This window comes from Nocardia sp. NPDC052112, from assembly GCF_040680135.1.
Lineage (GTDB): Bacteria > Actinomycetota > Actinomycetes > Mycobacteriales > Mycobacteriaceae > Nocardia.
In genome coordinates this window covers 375,685-390,472 of sequence record NZ_JBFAWD010000006.1, presented here as the reverse complement: position 1 = coordinate 390,472, position 14,788 = coordinate 375,685, and the positions used below count along the sequence as shown (strand labels likewise).

Annotated in this window: 18 protein-coding genes; 6 read left to right on the top strand and 12 right to left on the bottom strand. The window is 64.7% G+C overall.

The annotated features are described in order from the left end of the window. Positions 1 to 42: 42 nt before the first annotated feature. Positions 43 to 918 carry a LysR substrate-binding domain-containing protein gene (locus AB0L58_RS14535; protein ID WP_364386497.1) on the bottom strand — a complete coding sequence of 292 codons (876 nt, stop codon included), beginning with the start codon at positions 916 to 918 and terminating at the stop codon, positions 43 to 45. Between the two features lie 72 nt (positions 919 to 990). Here AB0L58_RS14535 and dapA point away from each other — a divergent pair, with 72 nt between their 5' ends. Continuing rightward, on the top strand, positions 991 to 1,884 hold the full coding sequence (gene dapA, locus AB0L58_RS14530; protein ID WP_364386495.1) for a 4-hydroxy-tetrahydrodipicolinate synthase: 894 nt from the start codon (positions 991 to 993) through the stop codon (positions 1,882 to 1,884). A gap of 26 nt (positions 1,885 to 1,910) precedes the next feature. Here dapA and AB0L58_RS14525 read toward each other — a convergent pair whose 3' ends face one another. From AB0L58_RS14525 to AB0L58_RS14505, 5 genes are all read right to left on the bottom strand, one after another. Continuing rightward, the gene (locus tag AB0L58_RS14525) at positions 1,911 to 2,339 is read right to left on the bottom strand and encodes a hypothetical protein (protein WP_364386493.1); all 429 of its coding nucleotides are present in this window, start codon (positions 2,337 to 2,339) and stop codon (positions 1,911 to 1,913) included. Continuing rightward, positions 2,336 to 3,940 carry a hypothetical protein gene (locus AB0L58_RS14520; RefSeq protein WP_364386491.1) on the bottom strand — a complete coding sequence of 535 codons (1,605 nt, stop codon included), beginning with the start codon at positions 3,938 to 3,940 and terminating at the stop codon, positions 2,336 to 2,338. The genes AB0L58_RS14525 and AB0L58_RS14520 overlap by 4 nt, the downstream gene beginning before the upstream one ends. 15 nt (positions 3,941 to 3,955) lie before the next feature. Then, positions 3,956 to 4,534, bottom strand: a complete 579-nt coding sequence (locus AB0L58_RS14515; protein ID WP_364386489.1) for a hypothetical protein — start codon at positions 4,532 to 4,534, stop codon at positions 3,956 to 3,958. Positions 4,535 to 4,598: 64 nt separating this feature from the next. After that, a complete protein-coding gene (locus AB0L58_RS14510; RefSeq protein WP_364386487.1) occupies positions 4,599 to 4,838 on the bottom strand; it encodes a hypothetical protein in 240 nt (79 codons plus the stop codon). A 69-nt stretch (positions 4,839 to 4,907) separates the two neighbouring features. After that, complete coding sequence (locus AB0L58_RS14505; RefSeq protein WP_364386485.1) at positions 4,908 to 6,167, bottom strand: DUF418 domain-containing protein; 1,260 nt, start codon at positions 6,165 to 6,167, stop codon at positions 4,908 to 4,910. A 113-nt stretch (positions 6,168 to 6,280) separates the two neighbouring features. On the opposite strand from AB0L58_RS14505, the gene AB0L58_RS14500 reads away from it, so the two are divergent. Further along, complete coding sequence (locus AB0L58_RS14500; RefSeq protein ID WP_364386483.1) at positions 6,281 to 7,033, top strand: TetR/AcrR family transcriptional regulator; 753 nt, start codon at positions 6,281 to 6,283, stop codon at positions 7,031 to 7,033. Between the two features lie 3 nt (positions 7,034 to 7,036). Here the strand turns inward: AB0L58_RS14500 and AB0L58_RS14495 are convergent, their stop codons facing one another. Beyond that, positions 7,037 to 7,840: an aldose 1-epimerase gene (locus AB0L58_RS14495; protein ID WP_364386481.1), complete on the bottom strand. Its 804-nt coding sequence runs from the start codon at positions 7,838 to 7,840 to the stop codon at positions 7,037 to 7,039. A gap of 193 nt (positions 7,841 to 8,033) precedes the next feature. Here AB0L58_RS14495 and AB0L58_RS14490 point away from each other — a divergent pair, with 193 nt between their 5' ends. Next, positions 8,034 to 8,543, top strand: coding sequence for a GtrA family protein (locus tag AB0L58_RS14490; RefSeq protein WP_364386479.1), 510 nt, complete (start codon positions 8,034 to 8,036; stop codon positions 8,541 to 8,543). A 56-nt stretch (positions 8,544 to 8,599) separates the two neighbouring features. Beyond that, positions 8,600 to 9,529 (top strand): LLM class flavin-dependent oxidoreductase, encoded by a 930-nt coding sequence (locus tag AB0L58_RS14485; RefSeq protein WP_364386477.1) that lies wholly within the window; start codon positions 8,600 to 8,602, stop codon positions 9,527 to 9,529. Between the two features lie 3 nt (positions 9,530 to 9,532). Here the strand turns inward: AB0L58_RS14485 and AB0L58_RS14480 are convergent, their stop codons facing one another. Together AB0L58_RS14480 and AB0L58_RS14475 are read right to left on the bottom strand one after the other, a co-directional pair. Then, positions 9,533 to 9,922, bottom strand: a complete 390-nt coding sequence (locus AB0L58_RS14480; protein ID WP_364386687.1) for a VOC family protein — start codon at positions 9,920 to 9,922, stop codon at positions 9,533 to 9,535. Continuing rightward, positions 9,922 to 10,200, bottom strand: coding sequence for a metalloregulator ArsR/SmtB family transcription factor (locus tag AB0L58_RS14475; protein WP_364386475.1), 279 nt, complete (start codon positions 10,198 to 10,200; stop codon positions 9,922 to 9,924). The genes AB0L58_RS14480 and AB0L58_RS14475 overlap by 1 nt, the downstream gene beginning before the upstream one ends. A 110-nt stretch (positions 10,201 to 10,310) precedes the next feature. Between AB0L58_RS14475 and AB0L58_RS14470 the strand changes: the two genes are divergently transcribed. Then, positions 10,311 to 10,997: a hypothetical protein gene (locus AB0L58_RS14470; protein WP_364386473.1), complete on the top strand. Its 687-nt coding sequence runs from the start codon at positions 10,311 to 10,313 to the stop codon at positions 10,995 to 10,997. A 196-nt stretch (positions 10,998 to 11,193) separates the two neighbouring features. On the opposite strand, the gene AB0L58_RS14465 is transcribed toward AB0L58_RS14470, so the two are convergent. The 3 genes from AB0L58_RS14465 to AB0L58_RS14455 all read right to left on the bottom strand — a co-directional run bounded on the left by AB0L58_RS14465 (position 11,194) and on the right by AB0L58_RS14455 (position 13,261). Continuing rightward, entirely contained in the window at positions 11,194 to 11,679 is a 486-nt protein-coding gene (locus tag AB0L58_RS14465; protein ID WP_364386471.1) for a carboxymuconolactone decarboxylase family protein, read from the bottom strand. Continuing rightward, positions 11,676 to 12,755 carry a dihydrodipicolinate reductase gene (locus AB0L58_RS14460; RefSeq protein WP_364386469.1) on the bottom strand — a complete coding sequence of 360 codons (1,080 nt, stop codon included), beginning with the start codon at positions 12,753 to 12,755 and terminating at the stop codon, positions 11,676 to 11,678. Before AB0L58_RS14460 ends, AB0L58_RS14465 begins: the two co-directional genes overlap by 4 nt. Positions 12,756 to 12,832: 77 nt before the next feature. Further along, positions 12,833 to 13,261, bottom strand: a complete 429-nt coding sequence (locus tag AB0L58_RS14455) for a MarR family transcriptional regulator (RefSeq protein ID WP_364386467.1) — start codon at positions 13,259 to 13,261, stop codon at positions 12,833 to 12,835. Positions 13,262 to 13,333: 72 nt separating this feature from the next. On the opposite strand from AB0L58_RS14455, the gene AB0L58_RS14450 reads away from it, so the two are divergent. After that, positions 13,334 to 14,371, top strand: coding sequence for a hypothetical protein (locus AB0L58_RS14450; protein WP_364386465.1), 1,038 nt, complete (start codon positions 13,334 to 13,336; stop codon positions 14,369 to 14,371). The last annotated feature ends 417 nt before the right edge of the window (positions 14,372 to 14,788 follow it).

Here is a 14,788-nt window from a genome sequence, read left to right as displayed (position 1 = left end):
GCCAAGTCGCGTTTTGCCGCCATAGTTTCCCCCTGATCTTGGTTACTTGTCGAGTTTGTCGGCGGAGGCGCGTAGGGCGGTGCGGGCCGCGACGACGGCGGGGTGTCGGCCGGTACCGCGCCGGTAGGCCAAGTGGGTTTTGCGTCGGGTGGGCAGGGGGGTCAGCACAAGGTTCGGGGGTGGGGTCAGTGCGCCGAGTTCGGGGACGAGGGCGACGCCTTGGGCGGCCGCGACCAAGGCGAGGACCGTGCTGAAATCGTCCACGTGATGACGGACCCGCGGCGTGAATCCGGCTGCCTGGCAGACGCGGATTGTCATTGTGTGACAAAGCGTGCCGGGCGTGCCGGCGATCCAGAAGGCGTCGCGGAGGTCTTCCAGCGGTGTGCTGGTCAGGGCGGCCAGGTAGATGGTCTCCTCGAGGAGAGGCTCGGTGTCCAAGGCGGGATCTGGGTCGGCCGGTACGTAGTCGTACTCCTGAACCAGCGCGACGTCGAGCGCATCCGTGCGCAGTGCGTCCGGGACGGTGGCCGGATCCAGTTCTGTGACAAGCAAATCCAGTCGCGGATGCGCACGGCTCAGCGCGACCAAGGCGGGAGAGAGGATTGTGGCTACCGCCGTCGGGAAAGCGCCGATACGCAGCGTTCCGGTGAGTGCGGCGCGGGACGCGGCGAGGTCGGCGGTGGCCTGTTCGAGTGCCGCCAGGATTGTCTCGGCGTGTTCGACCAGGGTGAGCGCGGCGGGTGTGAGCGTGACGCGTCGCCCGGTTCGATCGAGCAGCGGTACGCCTGCTTCCCGCTCCAATGCGGTCAGCTGCTGGGAGACCGCCGACGGCGTGTAGCTCATTGCCTCCGCGACCGCCGCGATCGTCGTGCGATGGGCCAGTTCGCGCAGCAGGCGCAGCTTTCGAATGTCGAGCATCAGTTCAGCTTATGCTCGGCGCAAGAAATATGAACTAGACCTGAAGCATCGCTGCGGGCCAGTCTGGAAACCATGACGCTCACCGGCCTTTTCGTCCCCCTGATCACGCCGTTCGCCGCCAACGGCGAGTTGGCCGCCGACGCATTGGCGGGCCTGGCACATGAGGTACTCGACGATGGGGCAACCGGCATAGTCGCTCTCGGCACCACCGCCGAAGCCGCCACCCTCACCCCCGAAGAGCGCCGCCGCATCCTCGATATCTGCGGCACCGTCTGCCGAGAACGCAACGCTGCGCTGATCGCCGGCGCGGGCACGAACTCCACCGCGGATTCGGCCGAAGCGCTCCGCGCTCTCGGCTCCACCGTCACCGCGGCACTCACGGTCGTCCCCTACTACACCCGGCCTTCCGAAGCGGGCGTCCTCGCCCACTTCCGCGAGCTGGCCGCCACCAGCCCCGTCCCTCTCATCGTCTACAACATTCCGCACCGCACTGGCCGCCCGCTCGGCCTCGACACCCTCCACGAACTCACCCGCATCCCGAACATCATCGGCTTCAAACACGCCGTCGGCGGCATCGACGACACCACATCCACGTTCATGGCCACCGTCCCACCCGGCACCACCGTGCTGGCCGGTGACGACCTGCACGCCGCCCCGCTCCTGGCCCTCGGTGCCTCCGGTGCCATCCTCGCCACCGCCCACCTCGCTACCTCCGCCTTCGCCACCCTGATCAACCTCTGGCGCAACGGCCCCATCCACGAAGCCCGCACCCTCACCCGCCGCCTAACCCCCCTCTCCGCAGCCCTCTTCGCCGAACCCAACCCAGTAGTCATCAAATCGACCCTGGCCGCCCAAGGTCGCATCCCCACCCCCACCGTCCGCCTCCCCCTCCTCCCCGCCATCCCCGAAACAACCACGGCAGCGCTCGAAGCCCTAACCCACCTCCCCACAACCACCGCCGCCTGACCAGCTCGGTCGGCGGACCGGATGGATCAGAGCGCGTTGTCCTCGCGACCGAACTTCTCTGCGCCGGTTGTCGCTCGGACACGCCGACGCGCGGCGAGCACCACAGCGACAGCGTCCAGCCATCTGGCGAATAGTTGGTCGCGGAGGGCATCGGGGTCGCGTGGCAGGCGAGCGGCTGACATCCAACCGCGGACCAGTTCGGTCCGCTGCTCGCCGATCAGCGGTTCAGGTAGCTCCAATGCGCCCTCCAAGCCGAGTGCCCGCACACAGCCGGCCAGGAATTCGAGAGAATACGGGTCGACCTCGAGTTCATCGGCGCGCAGCGCCGCCGCTACGGCCGCCGCACCGAACAGGGCTGAGCGTGCTTCGTCGGGTTCAGCCATACCAGCAGCGATCGCCGCCTCGATGTCGATCTCGCCCAACGCTTCATCGCGACGAATCCTCGGAACGCTCATTGTGGCAGCCCGGCATCGTAGGCATCGCTCAAACCCTTTTTCGGTGCGGTTTCCGTCACCGCGCCCAGCTCACCGTCGATGAATTGCTGCTTGGTGACCCATTCTGTGTAACCCCAGGGGTTATAGACCTCCAACTTGTCATCGTCCGCCGCCATGATCACCAATTCGTGGGCATCGTTGTTGTCCGCCACTATGCTGATCGGAACCGGTTTGCCCGCATTCACCGAGGTTTCGATCTCGGGCAACATCGCCTCCCGTGCCGCCGACTCCTTGGCAGGGGAACCATCAGGCACAGTCGTAACGGAGTAAGAGTCGCCGGTTGACGGCTGGAGCTCGGTGGTGAACAGTCTGGCCCTGCCCTCGGGGGTGTTGTCCAGGGCGGCGTCGGTGGTGTTGTAGACATGTACCAACCGGTCGCGGAATGCGGTGGAGGAATCGTCGCCCGGCGCCGCGCCCGCCACCGCGGCCGGGCCTTGGCCGGTCGTCAACCCAAGCATGAATACCGGGTCGTTGGCGGCTCGTGCGACAACGGTGGAGGCGGCAACACAGTTGCCCTTGTTTTGTTCGTATAAATCGTGGACGTAGACCATACCTTTCTCCTCTGCCGGTGTCAGATAGGTCGACTGGCCCTTATATCCTAATGTATGTTCACCGTCCTTCCCCAATTGTTTATTCATCGTATTGACCTGCGGGTTCAGATGGCTGGACAGCCAAGCGGGGTCATCGCCGTGCGGGTGTACCAATTTGTCGAACGACTGCACGTCGGCCAATGAATATCCCGCTGCCAATGCTTTCCAAATGTATGCGGCCTCCTGCGGGGATTTGGCGTCGCCCAGCATTTTCTCGAACTCCTTTCGATCCGCCTCCGACATGTCGTTCAGCAATTGGGAGGCGCGCGCCAAAGCTGTCGGGGTGAGGATGCCCAGGAGGGGATTCGGCGTGTAGCCGTAATCTCCGGCATATGCCAGAACTACCGTCGACAATGGATCGATGCCGGGTGAGTTGATCTGCCTCGCTCTGGCCTGCGCGGCGAACTGCTTGAGTGCGCTCACCACATCGGTTGCTGCGTCATCACGGAGTTTGGCGGCGGTGAGGCGGTCATGGCAGCCCTGCGCCGCCTTGTGGCGAATCTCGAACCAGTTGATCCCGGCACCGCCAGGTGATAACGCCGCAGCCTTCGCCTGCTTCAGCAGTTCGACGCCCCGTCCATCGGTCTGCTGTGCCTGTGCCAACTTCTGGGAAAAGACATTCAACGCCGTGGCGCCGCCGAGAAAGGCTACCGAGCCTGCGTCTGATTGAGACCCGAGCGCCCGAACAGCTTCCACGGCGGTCTCCGCGGCCGCTCCGCGCCAGGCGGTAGGGAGTGATCCGTTTGCGATGGTGGTCAAATCCGCGCAGGAGCCGTTATATGCATCCGAGGCGACTTTATAGTCGCCCGCCCGCTCGGTAATGCTCGTCGGCGAGCCACCCGGCGAGGGGGGCATCAGGGCGATCTCGATCGCGTGCGGCAAGCCCGTGGATGGCAGGGCCGGTGCACGACTGTCGAAGATCAGGCCATCGATAAGGTCCAGCGCTGCCTGTAGCGCAGAAACTGTGCTCATCCTCCGACTCCGGACCTACGGGGTCGGTGCTGTATTGGGCTCGGTCACCACCCCGGATCCACTCGGATCGAGTGCATCTGGCGGCAACGGGCTCGTAATGGGCGGCGGATCCGCCGGGACCACTCCTGAGCCCGGCGTATCGATATCCACACCGCTGACCGCCCGCCTTCCAGCTATATCCCCTCCTTCATACTTCGCGGTGGCGTCGGGGAGCAGCTTCCTGAGTTCGGCAATTGCCGAACTTGTCACACCCACCTCGCTAACCCAGGCCCTATGGAACTCTGACCAAGCAGATTCGATAGCGCTATCGCCGAAGATTCCTGAATACATCATGAGTGGGACCGCGCCGAGAAGTGCATCGGCGGCCGATCCGGCCAGGCGTTTATTTATCGCGGTGAGATTGTCGTTTATCAGATCGACCATTGCTATCGGCGACTGCATCTGGTCCGAATCGATAGATAGATTGTCACCTCCATTCGATCCGGAGGTGGCATCGGGAATTGGATTCGGTACTCCCTGAGTCGCTCCCTCCGTACCTCCGTTCGCCGTTGCGTCATCCTTGCCAGCATCACCGTCCGGCACCGCTACCAACATCACCGCTCCTACATCCGGACCTACTGGCGCCGATCGATGTCAAGTCGACTATTCTCTCGAACAGTCAACGCAGGCGTATTTCCAACAGTGGTGATATCGCCGCGCCCCACGACCACGGCCGCGCCCGCAGTGTGATCACCGCCGCATCAGCGAACTCGAGGTCGCGCGGCCGAAACCACCGTGAGTCGATCACCACGGTCTGCGGTATCGCCGTAGCGACCGACCAGACCGCCTCCATCGCGATCGCGCCGAGCGAGGGCACGGCGTCGGGCCGGGAAATACCCTCCGCCAGGGCTTCTTTCACGGTGTCCTTGGCGGGCGAGCGGCGGTGCCGATGTCGACTTTCCCGATCCGGGTAGCCCGTTGACCAGCACTAGGAGCTTGTTCGCCCCTTGTCGCGCCATCTCGAAATTCTCGCCGCCTTCATCGATTCGTCACTGGCCAGGGCTGTTGTCGGGAGGGCTGTGCGCCAGGCGGGGCGGTGGGCGTTGGTGATCCAGCGGAGGATCCATTCGGCAGGGCCGTAGCGGAACCAGCGGAGCCAGATTGCGCTCAGGGCCAGTTGGAGGGTGAAGACGATGAGGGCTGTGGACACGGTGGCGAGGGGCGAGAAAGTGCCAGCGGCGCCGAGGCCTATGCCGGTGAAGATCAATAGGCCGATTGCCGATTGAGTGAGGTAGTTGGTGAGGGCGATGCGCCCGGCGGGGGCCAGGGCCGTGCGGATGAAGGAAGTGCGGGGGCTGTGCATTGCTCGGAGCAGGGTTGCGATGTAGGCGGCGCTGAGGAATGGGGCGGTGGCGAGACTGACTGCCACCGCAAGGATGTGGCCGACGCCGCCGCCGATGGCGAAGAGGACGCTGCCAGCGAGGCCGATGGGGAAGCCGACGAGTTGGATTCGGCGCAGGATCGGTTCGTCACGGTGTACGTCGGCGAGCGATCTGCGGCGGCCCGCGACCATGCCGAGTAGTAACATGGCGAGCGCGGTCGGTCCCTGCAGTGTAAGGGATTGCAGGACAAGGAGTCCGAGGCTGTCGAGATGCACACCGATGACATCGCCCCAGCTGCCGAGCATGGCCTGGGTCGCGCGCTCGGCATTGGCCTGCGCCTCGGTGCTCGAGGGCAGCAGCGCCGACACGTCCATGAACACCGCACCGAGCAGCAGGCTCGCCACGACCAAGCCGTACAGAATCGCCGCGACGCGCAACGCGGTTCGGTCACCGACCCGCCGCATCCAGAACAACACCAAGCACGCCACCGCGTAGGTGGTAAGCACGTCGCCCGCGTACAGGAACACCGAGTGCAGCACACCGATGACGAACAGGCCGCCGATGCGGCGCAGCATTCGCGGTTCGAAGGCGGCTCGTGCCGCGGCCGCCGATTCCATCTGCAGGGTGAAGCTGTAACCGAACAAGAATGAGAACAGCAGATAGAACTTCATATCGACGAATACCTCGGACAGTCCGCGCACCACGTCGTCGAGGATTGAGACGTACGCGGGGTCGATCGCCAGATTGCCGGGATAACCCGAGGCCATGAAGGTGATGTTGACGATGAAGATGCCCGATAGAGCGAAGCCGCGCAGGGCGTCGACATCGTGCACTCGTGATCTGGAGGCAACTAGCTGATCGGTCAAAACGTGCCACTTTCTTCAATACCGCAAAAGCATCCCAGGGATACTATCCAACATATACTATCTCGCGGGCTAGTATCCGCCGGGAGTATCGGTGATCCCGAGGAGGTAAGTCCATGACCGACGAGGCGGTTCCCGCCGATCTGGGCAGGCTGTGGCGACTCCCGGCGTCCGCACGGCTCGGGCGACCAGCCGAACTCGACGTCGACCGGGTCGTGCGCGCCGCGGTCGATCTCGCCGATCGCTCCGGGCTCGCCGCAGTCACACTACTGAAGGTCGCGGAGGCACTGGGTTTCACGAAAATGGCGCTGTATCGCCACGTCGGTTCGAAGGACGAACTCTTCGAGCTGATGGCCGATTTCGCCATTGGTCCGGCACCGGATCTCGGTTCCGCGCCCATCGACTGGCGGGCCGGTCTGCGCCAGTGGGCGCACGCGATGCGGGCGGTCTACGCCGAGCATCCGTGGCTGCCGCAGATACCGATATCCGGGCCGCCCCGCGGTCCGAACACGATCGGCTGGCTGGATGCCGGGCTGCGCGCACTCGCCGACACCGGACTCTCCTGGGCCACCAAGGCAGGCATCCTGATGCTAGCGAGCGGACATGTACGGCAATCGAGCCTGCTCACCCAGGACATCACCGAGGCACGGCGCGGCACCGGACTCGACGAGGTGCAGGCCAATCGGAACTACCGCCGTGCCCTGGCGAAGCTGGTCGATCCGGACCGTTTCTCCGAGGCCGCCGCACTGCTCGCCGGTCCGCTGTTCGAAACGCCGCCGGATGCGGATACCGATTCGGACGAGCAGGACTTCGTATTCGCGCTGGAACTGATCCTCAACGGCGTGGCTGCAGAGATCGATCGCGCATAAACTTCAGTCGAGCAGCCGCCAGGCCCAAGTAGTGGAAAGTTCCAACGAATCACTCGCGGTGACCGGTCGCGGGTGGGTATTGATGCCGTTGGGCGGACCGGATTGCGGCTCGACGCAGGCGGCTTCGGGCTGTTGGTCGAAGATGACGACCCACTCGGCGGGACTGGTGATGATCAGTTCCAGGGCATGGGGCCAGGTCAGGGTGACAGCGGTGCCATCGGGCATCGCAAAACAGTCGTCCCAGGGGCCGGGTTGCGGTGCGATGCGGCGTCCGGTCGGGAGATAGTCGGGGCCGCGCTCCTCCTGCCAGGCGGGGGTGAAGTCGAGTTGGATGTCCTTGCCGGAGCCCAGATTTCGCAGAAACCACGGATGCCAACCGACCTGCGCGGGAAACGGCTCGCCAGCGGTTTCGACCCGCATGGTGAGGTTGATGGCCTGCTCGGTGAGCTGAATCTCCTGGATGACTCGTCCGCGATACGGCCATGGGTCGGTGAGCTCGCAGCTCAGCGCGGCAGTCGATGCCGTGGTACTGAGGACGCGCCAGGCCCGGTCGCGGGCCGTGCCGTGGATCGCGTGCGGATCAGCGTTGATCGGCATCTGATGCACCGCGCCGCCATACCGGAACTGTCCCAATCCCATTCGCCCACACCAGGGCGCCATCGGAAATGCGCCATACCGTGCCCCCTGCCGCAACAGCTCCAGCTCACCGACCCGGAAACTGGTCAGCCGCCCGCCATCCTCCGGGTCGATGCTGGCCTGCGCCTTCCCCGCGGTCAACACAACACTGGAATTGCCTGCATCGGCCATTGGCGCTCCTCCTCCGACTACGGGGCCAGTCAAGACACAGTGCCACGAGCATCCCCGTCGCGCTGACCAACGCGGCCGCGCAGAGCACGAAAGGTCGCTTACCTAGCGCGACGCGCGCGGGCATGCTTGGGTTAGGGCGGCATCGACGGTCGGAAAACGTGAGGTGACGGATTTGCTGGATATAGTGCGGGGCGTGTCCTTCGTCCAGCTTGCGCTCGACCGGATCCCGGAGCCTTACCGGTCGTATCTGATCCAGCGGCGTGAGCTGCTGAAGTTCGCGGTAGTGGGTGGAATCACCTGGTTCATCGACACCGGAATCGTCTACGCACTGAAGTTGACGGTGCTCGGGGAGAAGCCGCTCACCGCACGCGTGCTCGGGGTGCTGATCGCGACGATCGTGTCCTATGTGCTCAATCGGGAGTGGTCGTTCCGGACCCGGGGCGGTCGGGAACGGCACCACGAGGCGGCGCTGTTCTTCGCCATCAGTGCGCTCGGTATCGGTGTCACGCTCTTGCCGCAGGCGGTTGCCCTCTACGTGCTCGATATCCGGGTGCCGCACGTCAGTCCGGTGACCCAGGCTATCTCGAACTTCATCACCGGCCAGATTCTGGGTGTGCTGCTCGCCATGGCGTTCCGGTACTGGGCGTTTCGGCGGTATGCCTTCCCGGAGGATCTCGTCCAATCGGAGTTCGAACCCCGGTAGTCGCTTACCTCCGAGGTAATTGCCCCGAATCGCCAGCGCGGCCGAAGATCGCCGGTATGACACAGATCGGCCTGCTGCTCCCCAGCCGCGAAACCTCGATGACCGGCGAACACGATGCCGCCGGATTGGTCCGGTTCGCGCGGGCCGCCGAGGACGCCGGTTTCGATTCGGTGTGGATCGGCGATTCCCCGCTGGCGCGCACCCGAGTCGATCCGCTGCCACTGCTGGCCGCCGTCGCCGCGACTACCGCGCGGGTCGGGCTCGGCACCGCCGCACTCACCGCGACATTGCGTCATCCACTGCTGGGCGCCCACACTGCCGCCACCGTTGACCAACTCAGCGGTGGCCGGTTGATCCTCGGGCTCGGCGCCGGGTTCCCACTCCCCGAGAGCCGGGACGAATTCGCCAGCGTCGGCGTACCTTTCGACGAACGCGTCGGTCGACTGGACGAAACGGTGGCCATCTGGCGCCGGAGTTGGTCCGGCGGAACCGAATTCGACGGCCGCTACTGGCAACTCGACGACCTCACCCGCACGCTCCCCGCCGCGACCCCTGCCGGTCCGCCGCTGTGGCTGGCGGGCAGTGACACACCGCGGGTGCTCGAACGGGTGGCCCGCCACTACGACGGCTGGCTGCCGTTCCTACCGAACCCGGACGCCTATGCCCGCGCCTGGCATACCCTCCGCGGAAAGACCAGCCGCAGTATCACTCCCGCCCTCTACGCCACCGTCAATATCAACCCGGACTCCGCCGCCGCCCGCCGCGAACTCGGTGACTACGTCCGGCGGTACTACCGCCGGTCCCTGGACGAAATGTCTGTGATCCAAGCCTATTTCGGCGGTTCTGCCCAGGAATGTGTCCACTGGCTCGGACAGTACCTCGATGCGGGTGCGCAGCATCTGGTGCTGCGCATCGGCTCACTGCAGGCACGCCGCCAGCTCGATCTCCTCGCCGACACGCTACCGCGGGTCCGCCGAACGGCCTGAGCCTCAGTTCTTCAGCTGGGCGATCTGAATCAGATTGCCGCAAGTGTCATCGAGTACCGCGGTGACCACCGGGCCCTGATCGAGGGGCTCCTGAGTGAATCGCACGCCGAGTCCGCGCAACCGCTCGTACTCGGCGTACAGGTCGTCGACCGCGAACGACGTAAACGGAATTCCGTCCTCGACCAGCGCCTGCTTGAACGGTCGAACCGCCGGATGCCCATCGGGCTCCAACAGCAGCTCGACGCCGTCCGGTTCCTGTTGCGAGACGACCGTCAGCCAGCGCGCCTCGCCGAGTGGAACTTCGGTCTTCTTCACGAAGCCGAGGACCTCGGTATAGAAGCGCAAGGCCTTGTCCTGATCGTCGACCAGGACACTGGTGATATTGATGCGGATCATCGGCCCTCCTTGAGCCAGCGGTGGGTGAGCCGCCGTAGTGGTTCTCGATTCAGATGGTGGAACTTGTACCGGCCGTCCCGGCGCGTGGTCACCAGACCTGCGGCTGCCAGCACGTCCAGATGCTGTGATATCGCCTGCCTACTAGAGGTGAGCTGGTGGCCCATGGTGAGCCGCGCACAGAGCTCGAACAGCGTCTGGCCGTCGCGATCGGCCAATTCGTCGAGGATCGCCCGACGCGTGGGATCGGCCAGCGCCTTGAAGACATCGCCGCTCACACGCCCACTATAGGCAAGTAACCACTTGCCTATCAAGATGGGGTTCTCGGCAAAGTTCTGATCGAAAACAGGGCGGGCGAATGTGTCGGGGGCCGAGTTAAATTGGGTTGATGAGCTATGAGTTCGTGGTGCTACCCGCGGGCGCGGCGGCATCGCCGGGGGACGTACTTCCTTATTTTCGATCCAGACGCGGACAACCCGCCGATGACCACCTGTACCAGACCGTCATCGCGGGACTACACGGCTGGAACAGCCGAATTCCGGCCGCGGCCCGGCATGCCAGGCTGCGGATCGAGGCGGCCGGAGATTCGGTGCGGGTGACCGCCGCCGACAGTGTGGATCGCCGCAGGACTCGCGGCTCCGCCATGGACTACGCCGCGCCGCGAGTACGCGAGCTCATCGAAGCCCTCATTGCGGGTTTCGCATATGAAATCTACGATGCGCGAACCAACACTTTGACGAGTCCCGACATTCGCCGCTACGCCTCGGTCGATATCGGCGGTGAACGCAAATACTCCTCACTCACCCAGCGCGAGGTTTTCGACTGGGTCCGCCAACTCCATCTACTGGCCGCCACGCCATTCCTCATCGCCCGAAAGCGAAACGACGCGAAGAGTTTCATCCAGACCTACCGCAACTCTCCCACCGACTACACCCTCGAAATCCACCACCCGGTCCGCGATCAACGCCTCGGCGCCACGGTGTCCGACGGCGCGACTGTCGCCCAACTCATCTGGGACTGGGCCTGCGACGACTGGAGTCGCCTGGATGCCATCGATTGGTCGCCCGTGGACTGAAACAGTCAGCGCCACTGGGTGATTCGCGCACCACTCGGCGCTGCGGCGCGCAGATCAGCAGCGCGTGATCGGCTACCTCCAGCACGTCGTCGAGCCACCCGTCGGCCTCGGGATGACCCGCGAACGGCAGCACATGTGCGAGGGCTCGATCGAGAGCGCGACCTGAGCGATTTGTCGCTCGGACAAAGTCATTCGCCTACGATGAATGTCCCGGCAACACACAGATCGCGTCCAGCCCGAGCACATGGTTGAGCCGCCCGAACGCCAACCACGAGCCGATACTCATACTCAATTCGACGATTTCGGTCTGGCTGTACTTGGCTCGCATCCGATCCCAGAACTCGTCATCGAGATTGTGGTGATCGGTGGCGTAGCGCTCGGCGTATTCGGCGGCCAGGCGGGTGCGTTCGTCGAACAGCTCGGTGGTGCGCCAGTTGGTGACCGCGTCGGCGAACTCCGGCTCCACCTTCTGACCGTCACGTTCGGTGCGCCAGTCCAGACAGAAGATGCAGCCGTTGACCTGGGCGATCTTGAGTCGCGCCGCCTCGAATTCGCGCAGTCCGAGAGTCGAATGCGAATACACCGCCAGCGAGAAGTTCGAGGCGGCCAGGCCGATGCCGGGCACCATCTCGCCCCATACGTAACCGATCGGGTCCTTGCCCTCGGGGATATCGATGATCATGGGTGTTTCCTTCCGAGCTTGCCGACTGCGGGGCGCAGTGGGACATCGAGCGCGTCATAGAGTCCGGGTGCGGCGTCGACGAGCCAGTCGATGGCATTCACCAGCCGACCGACCGCGGTGGCATTGCCGCCCGCGGAACGGTTTCCGTCCTCGTCGGCGGCCTCGATGGTGATTTCGATGCGCGGGTGGCCCTCGATGAGTACACGGTGCGCGCCCTCGCCGTCCGGCGGTGTTGGCCAGTCCGGCGCACAGGACGGGGCGATTCGGGTGACGTGCTCGATGACGATGCGCGCCTCGCCGGCGACGATCCCCTGCACCTCGAATCGCAAGGCGCCCTGGGTGCCCGCCGCGAACTCCCCCATCCGCTCGGTGGTCACCGTGGCGTCGAGCGCGCGCCGGTCCAGGGTTTCGCGGATCTCCTCGAGTTCGACGCCGAGCGCCCGTGCCATCAACCGAATCTGCCCGCCCCACACCATCGTCGGGATGCCTGGCGCCACCATCGGTGGCAGATAGTCCATCGGCTGGCCCATGCCGACCAGATAGCGCACCGAATCGGGCTGGTCGTAGGTGGTGTAGTCGAAGATTTCCTGGCAGCGGAGCGCATCCACGGTGCTGCCGAGTCCGCTCATCAGCAGTGGCAGCACGTCATTGCCCCAACCGGGATCGACACCGGACACGAACAGCGACCCGCCGCCTCGCGTGACGGCCGCGAGCACCGGATCGCGCATTTCGGATGGGGCACTTGCCGGATCGTAGAGCGCGTACAGCGCCGGGGTGACGACAACCGCGCCGGACTCGACGGCCAGGATGATGTCGGCGAGCGCATCATCGGGACGGATATCGCCCGAGGCCGCGTACACCACCGCACGGGGGCCGGCGGCCAGGGCCGCCTCGATATCCGCGGTCGCCGGGATGCCGAGGTCGTAGTCGAGTCCCGCGAGCCGACCCGCGTCGCGGCCGACCTTATCCGGGTTGTGGACGAGCACGCCTGTGAGTTCCAGCGCCGGATGTGCGTCGACGGCGCGGATGGCTGCCCGGCCGACATTGCCGGTGCCCCAGACAATCGTGGGGATCATCGAGTGAGCGTAGCAAGCGCTTGGTTTGGCAACCGGGATAATTGGAATTATGCAGTGGGACTAGGGAATTCGCGCGGTCACTTCGCGATGTTATAGCGAACCAGATAATCGGCGAAACGTCGGATGTCGGCATCGTCCCATGTCGTCAAGCGCTCGGCGAACTCCTGATGACGCCGCCGCTCGGCCGCCCCCGCGACCCGACGACCCTCCGGCGTCGGCCGCAGAATGTGGTTGCGCCGGTTCTCCGGATCGACCTCCCGGGTCAGATAACGCAAGCGCTCCAGCGCGCCCACCTGTCGGCTGACCGTGGACTTGTCGAGCATGAAATGGTCCGCGAGATCGGTCGCCTGACAACCGTCGCGCTCGATGACCAGATCCAAAATGCTCGATGCCACCAGCGACAACTCCGGATGCAGCTCCGAGGCGCGGCCGCGGGCGCGCCGGGCGAATGCGGTCAACTCGCGCTGGATGATGTGGATTGCCGCAGCGCGCTGTTCACTGGTCATAGTTGCACTATACATCAGTTGTATGATACAACACTAATAGTTGTATTTACCAACTATTAGGAGTTGACCCCTATGCGCTCGCACCAGCTACGCCACGTCACCGGACATCTGCTGACCCCGCTGCTGATGTGTCTCGGCATGGCACTGGCCTATCTGGGTGCGTTCCACCAGCCCGAGCCGAATCATCTGAAGGTCGCCGTGGTCGGCACATCCGCGCAGGACATGGTGCTGGCGCAGACCATGAAGGACAAGGCCGGCGACGCGCTCGGGGTCGTCACGCTGCCCACCCGTGCGGACGCGACCGCGCAGCTGCGGGACCGCACGCTCTCCGGCGCGTACATTCCCGACGCCCGACATCCCGAACTGCTTGTGGCAAAGGCCAATTCCGACACCACGGCCATGGCGGTCGAGCTGGTGTTCCGGCAGGTCTCCGGGACGCAGGGAGTGCCGATGACGGTCACCGATATCACCCAGACCGCCAGCGGTGACCCCACCGGCCAGGGCCTGTTCTTCCTGCTGGTCGCCCTGAGCATCGGCTCCTACGGCAGCGTCGCCGCGATCGGTGCTGCGGGTGCCGGACTGTCCATGCGAGTGCGCGCGGTGATCGGCCTGGCGACCTCGCTGGTGGTCAGCGTTATCGGAATCGTGGTGGCCGCACCGGTCTTCCATATCGTCGAGCACGACTACGCGGCGATCTGGGCGATGGGCTGGTTGTACTCGGCGGGCATCATCACCGTCGGCATCGGACTGCACACCTTCCTGAAGCGCTGGACCACGCTCGCGTTGATGGTGCTGTTCGTCATGCTCAACTTCACCACCTCTGGCGGCATCTACCGCCCCGAACTGCAGAACGGCTTCTTCGGTTCGCTGCATGCCTTCTGGAATGGCGCCGGTTTCGTGGAGGGTGCACGCAGCCTGCTGTACTTCGACGGTGGTGCGGGTTTCGCCGGTCGGATCGCGAGCCTGTTCGTGTGGCTGGCCGTCGGCGCGGTCCTGCTGGTGGTGGCCGCTCGATATGAACGCCACGCCTCCCCCGCAACCGCTGCTCCCCCGCATGCACAGCAACCAACCGCCACCGAAGCGGAAATAGAAGAGGCAGTCGGCGTCTGAAGCCTGATCGATTCGACCCACGGATACCGTTCATCCGTGGGTCGAATCCGGGGTGCCGCCCGATTCGCAGCCGCGTCGCAACGCGGTCCGCGACCGGGTACGATGATCCCATCGCCGCTCTGGCACCCGAATTCCGCAGAAGCCGATTTATATGTAACCGTGAGTTACACGTAAATTCTCTTTGTCGATCGGGGAACGGACTGCAATATCGCATGGTGCGCAACGTCTTCGAGTGCAGTCGAGTTGATTGCCGCCGCCATCAGGTGGAAGATCGTGGACGTGTCGCCTGGCGGCGCCGTGATCGAGGTGTCCGCCGGACATCCACATTCGGGCGCGCACCGAGGTCGAGCAGGGCATTGTGGCCCCACTGCATTTCAGTACCCTTCGCGGACCAGCACAGCCGGTGCCGGCTTTCGA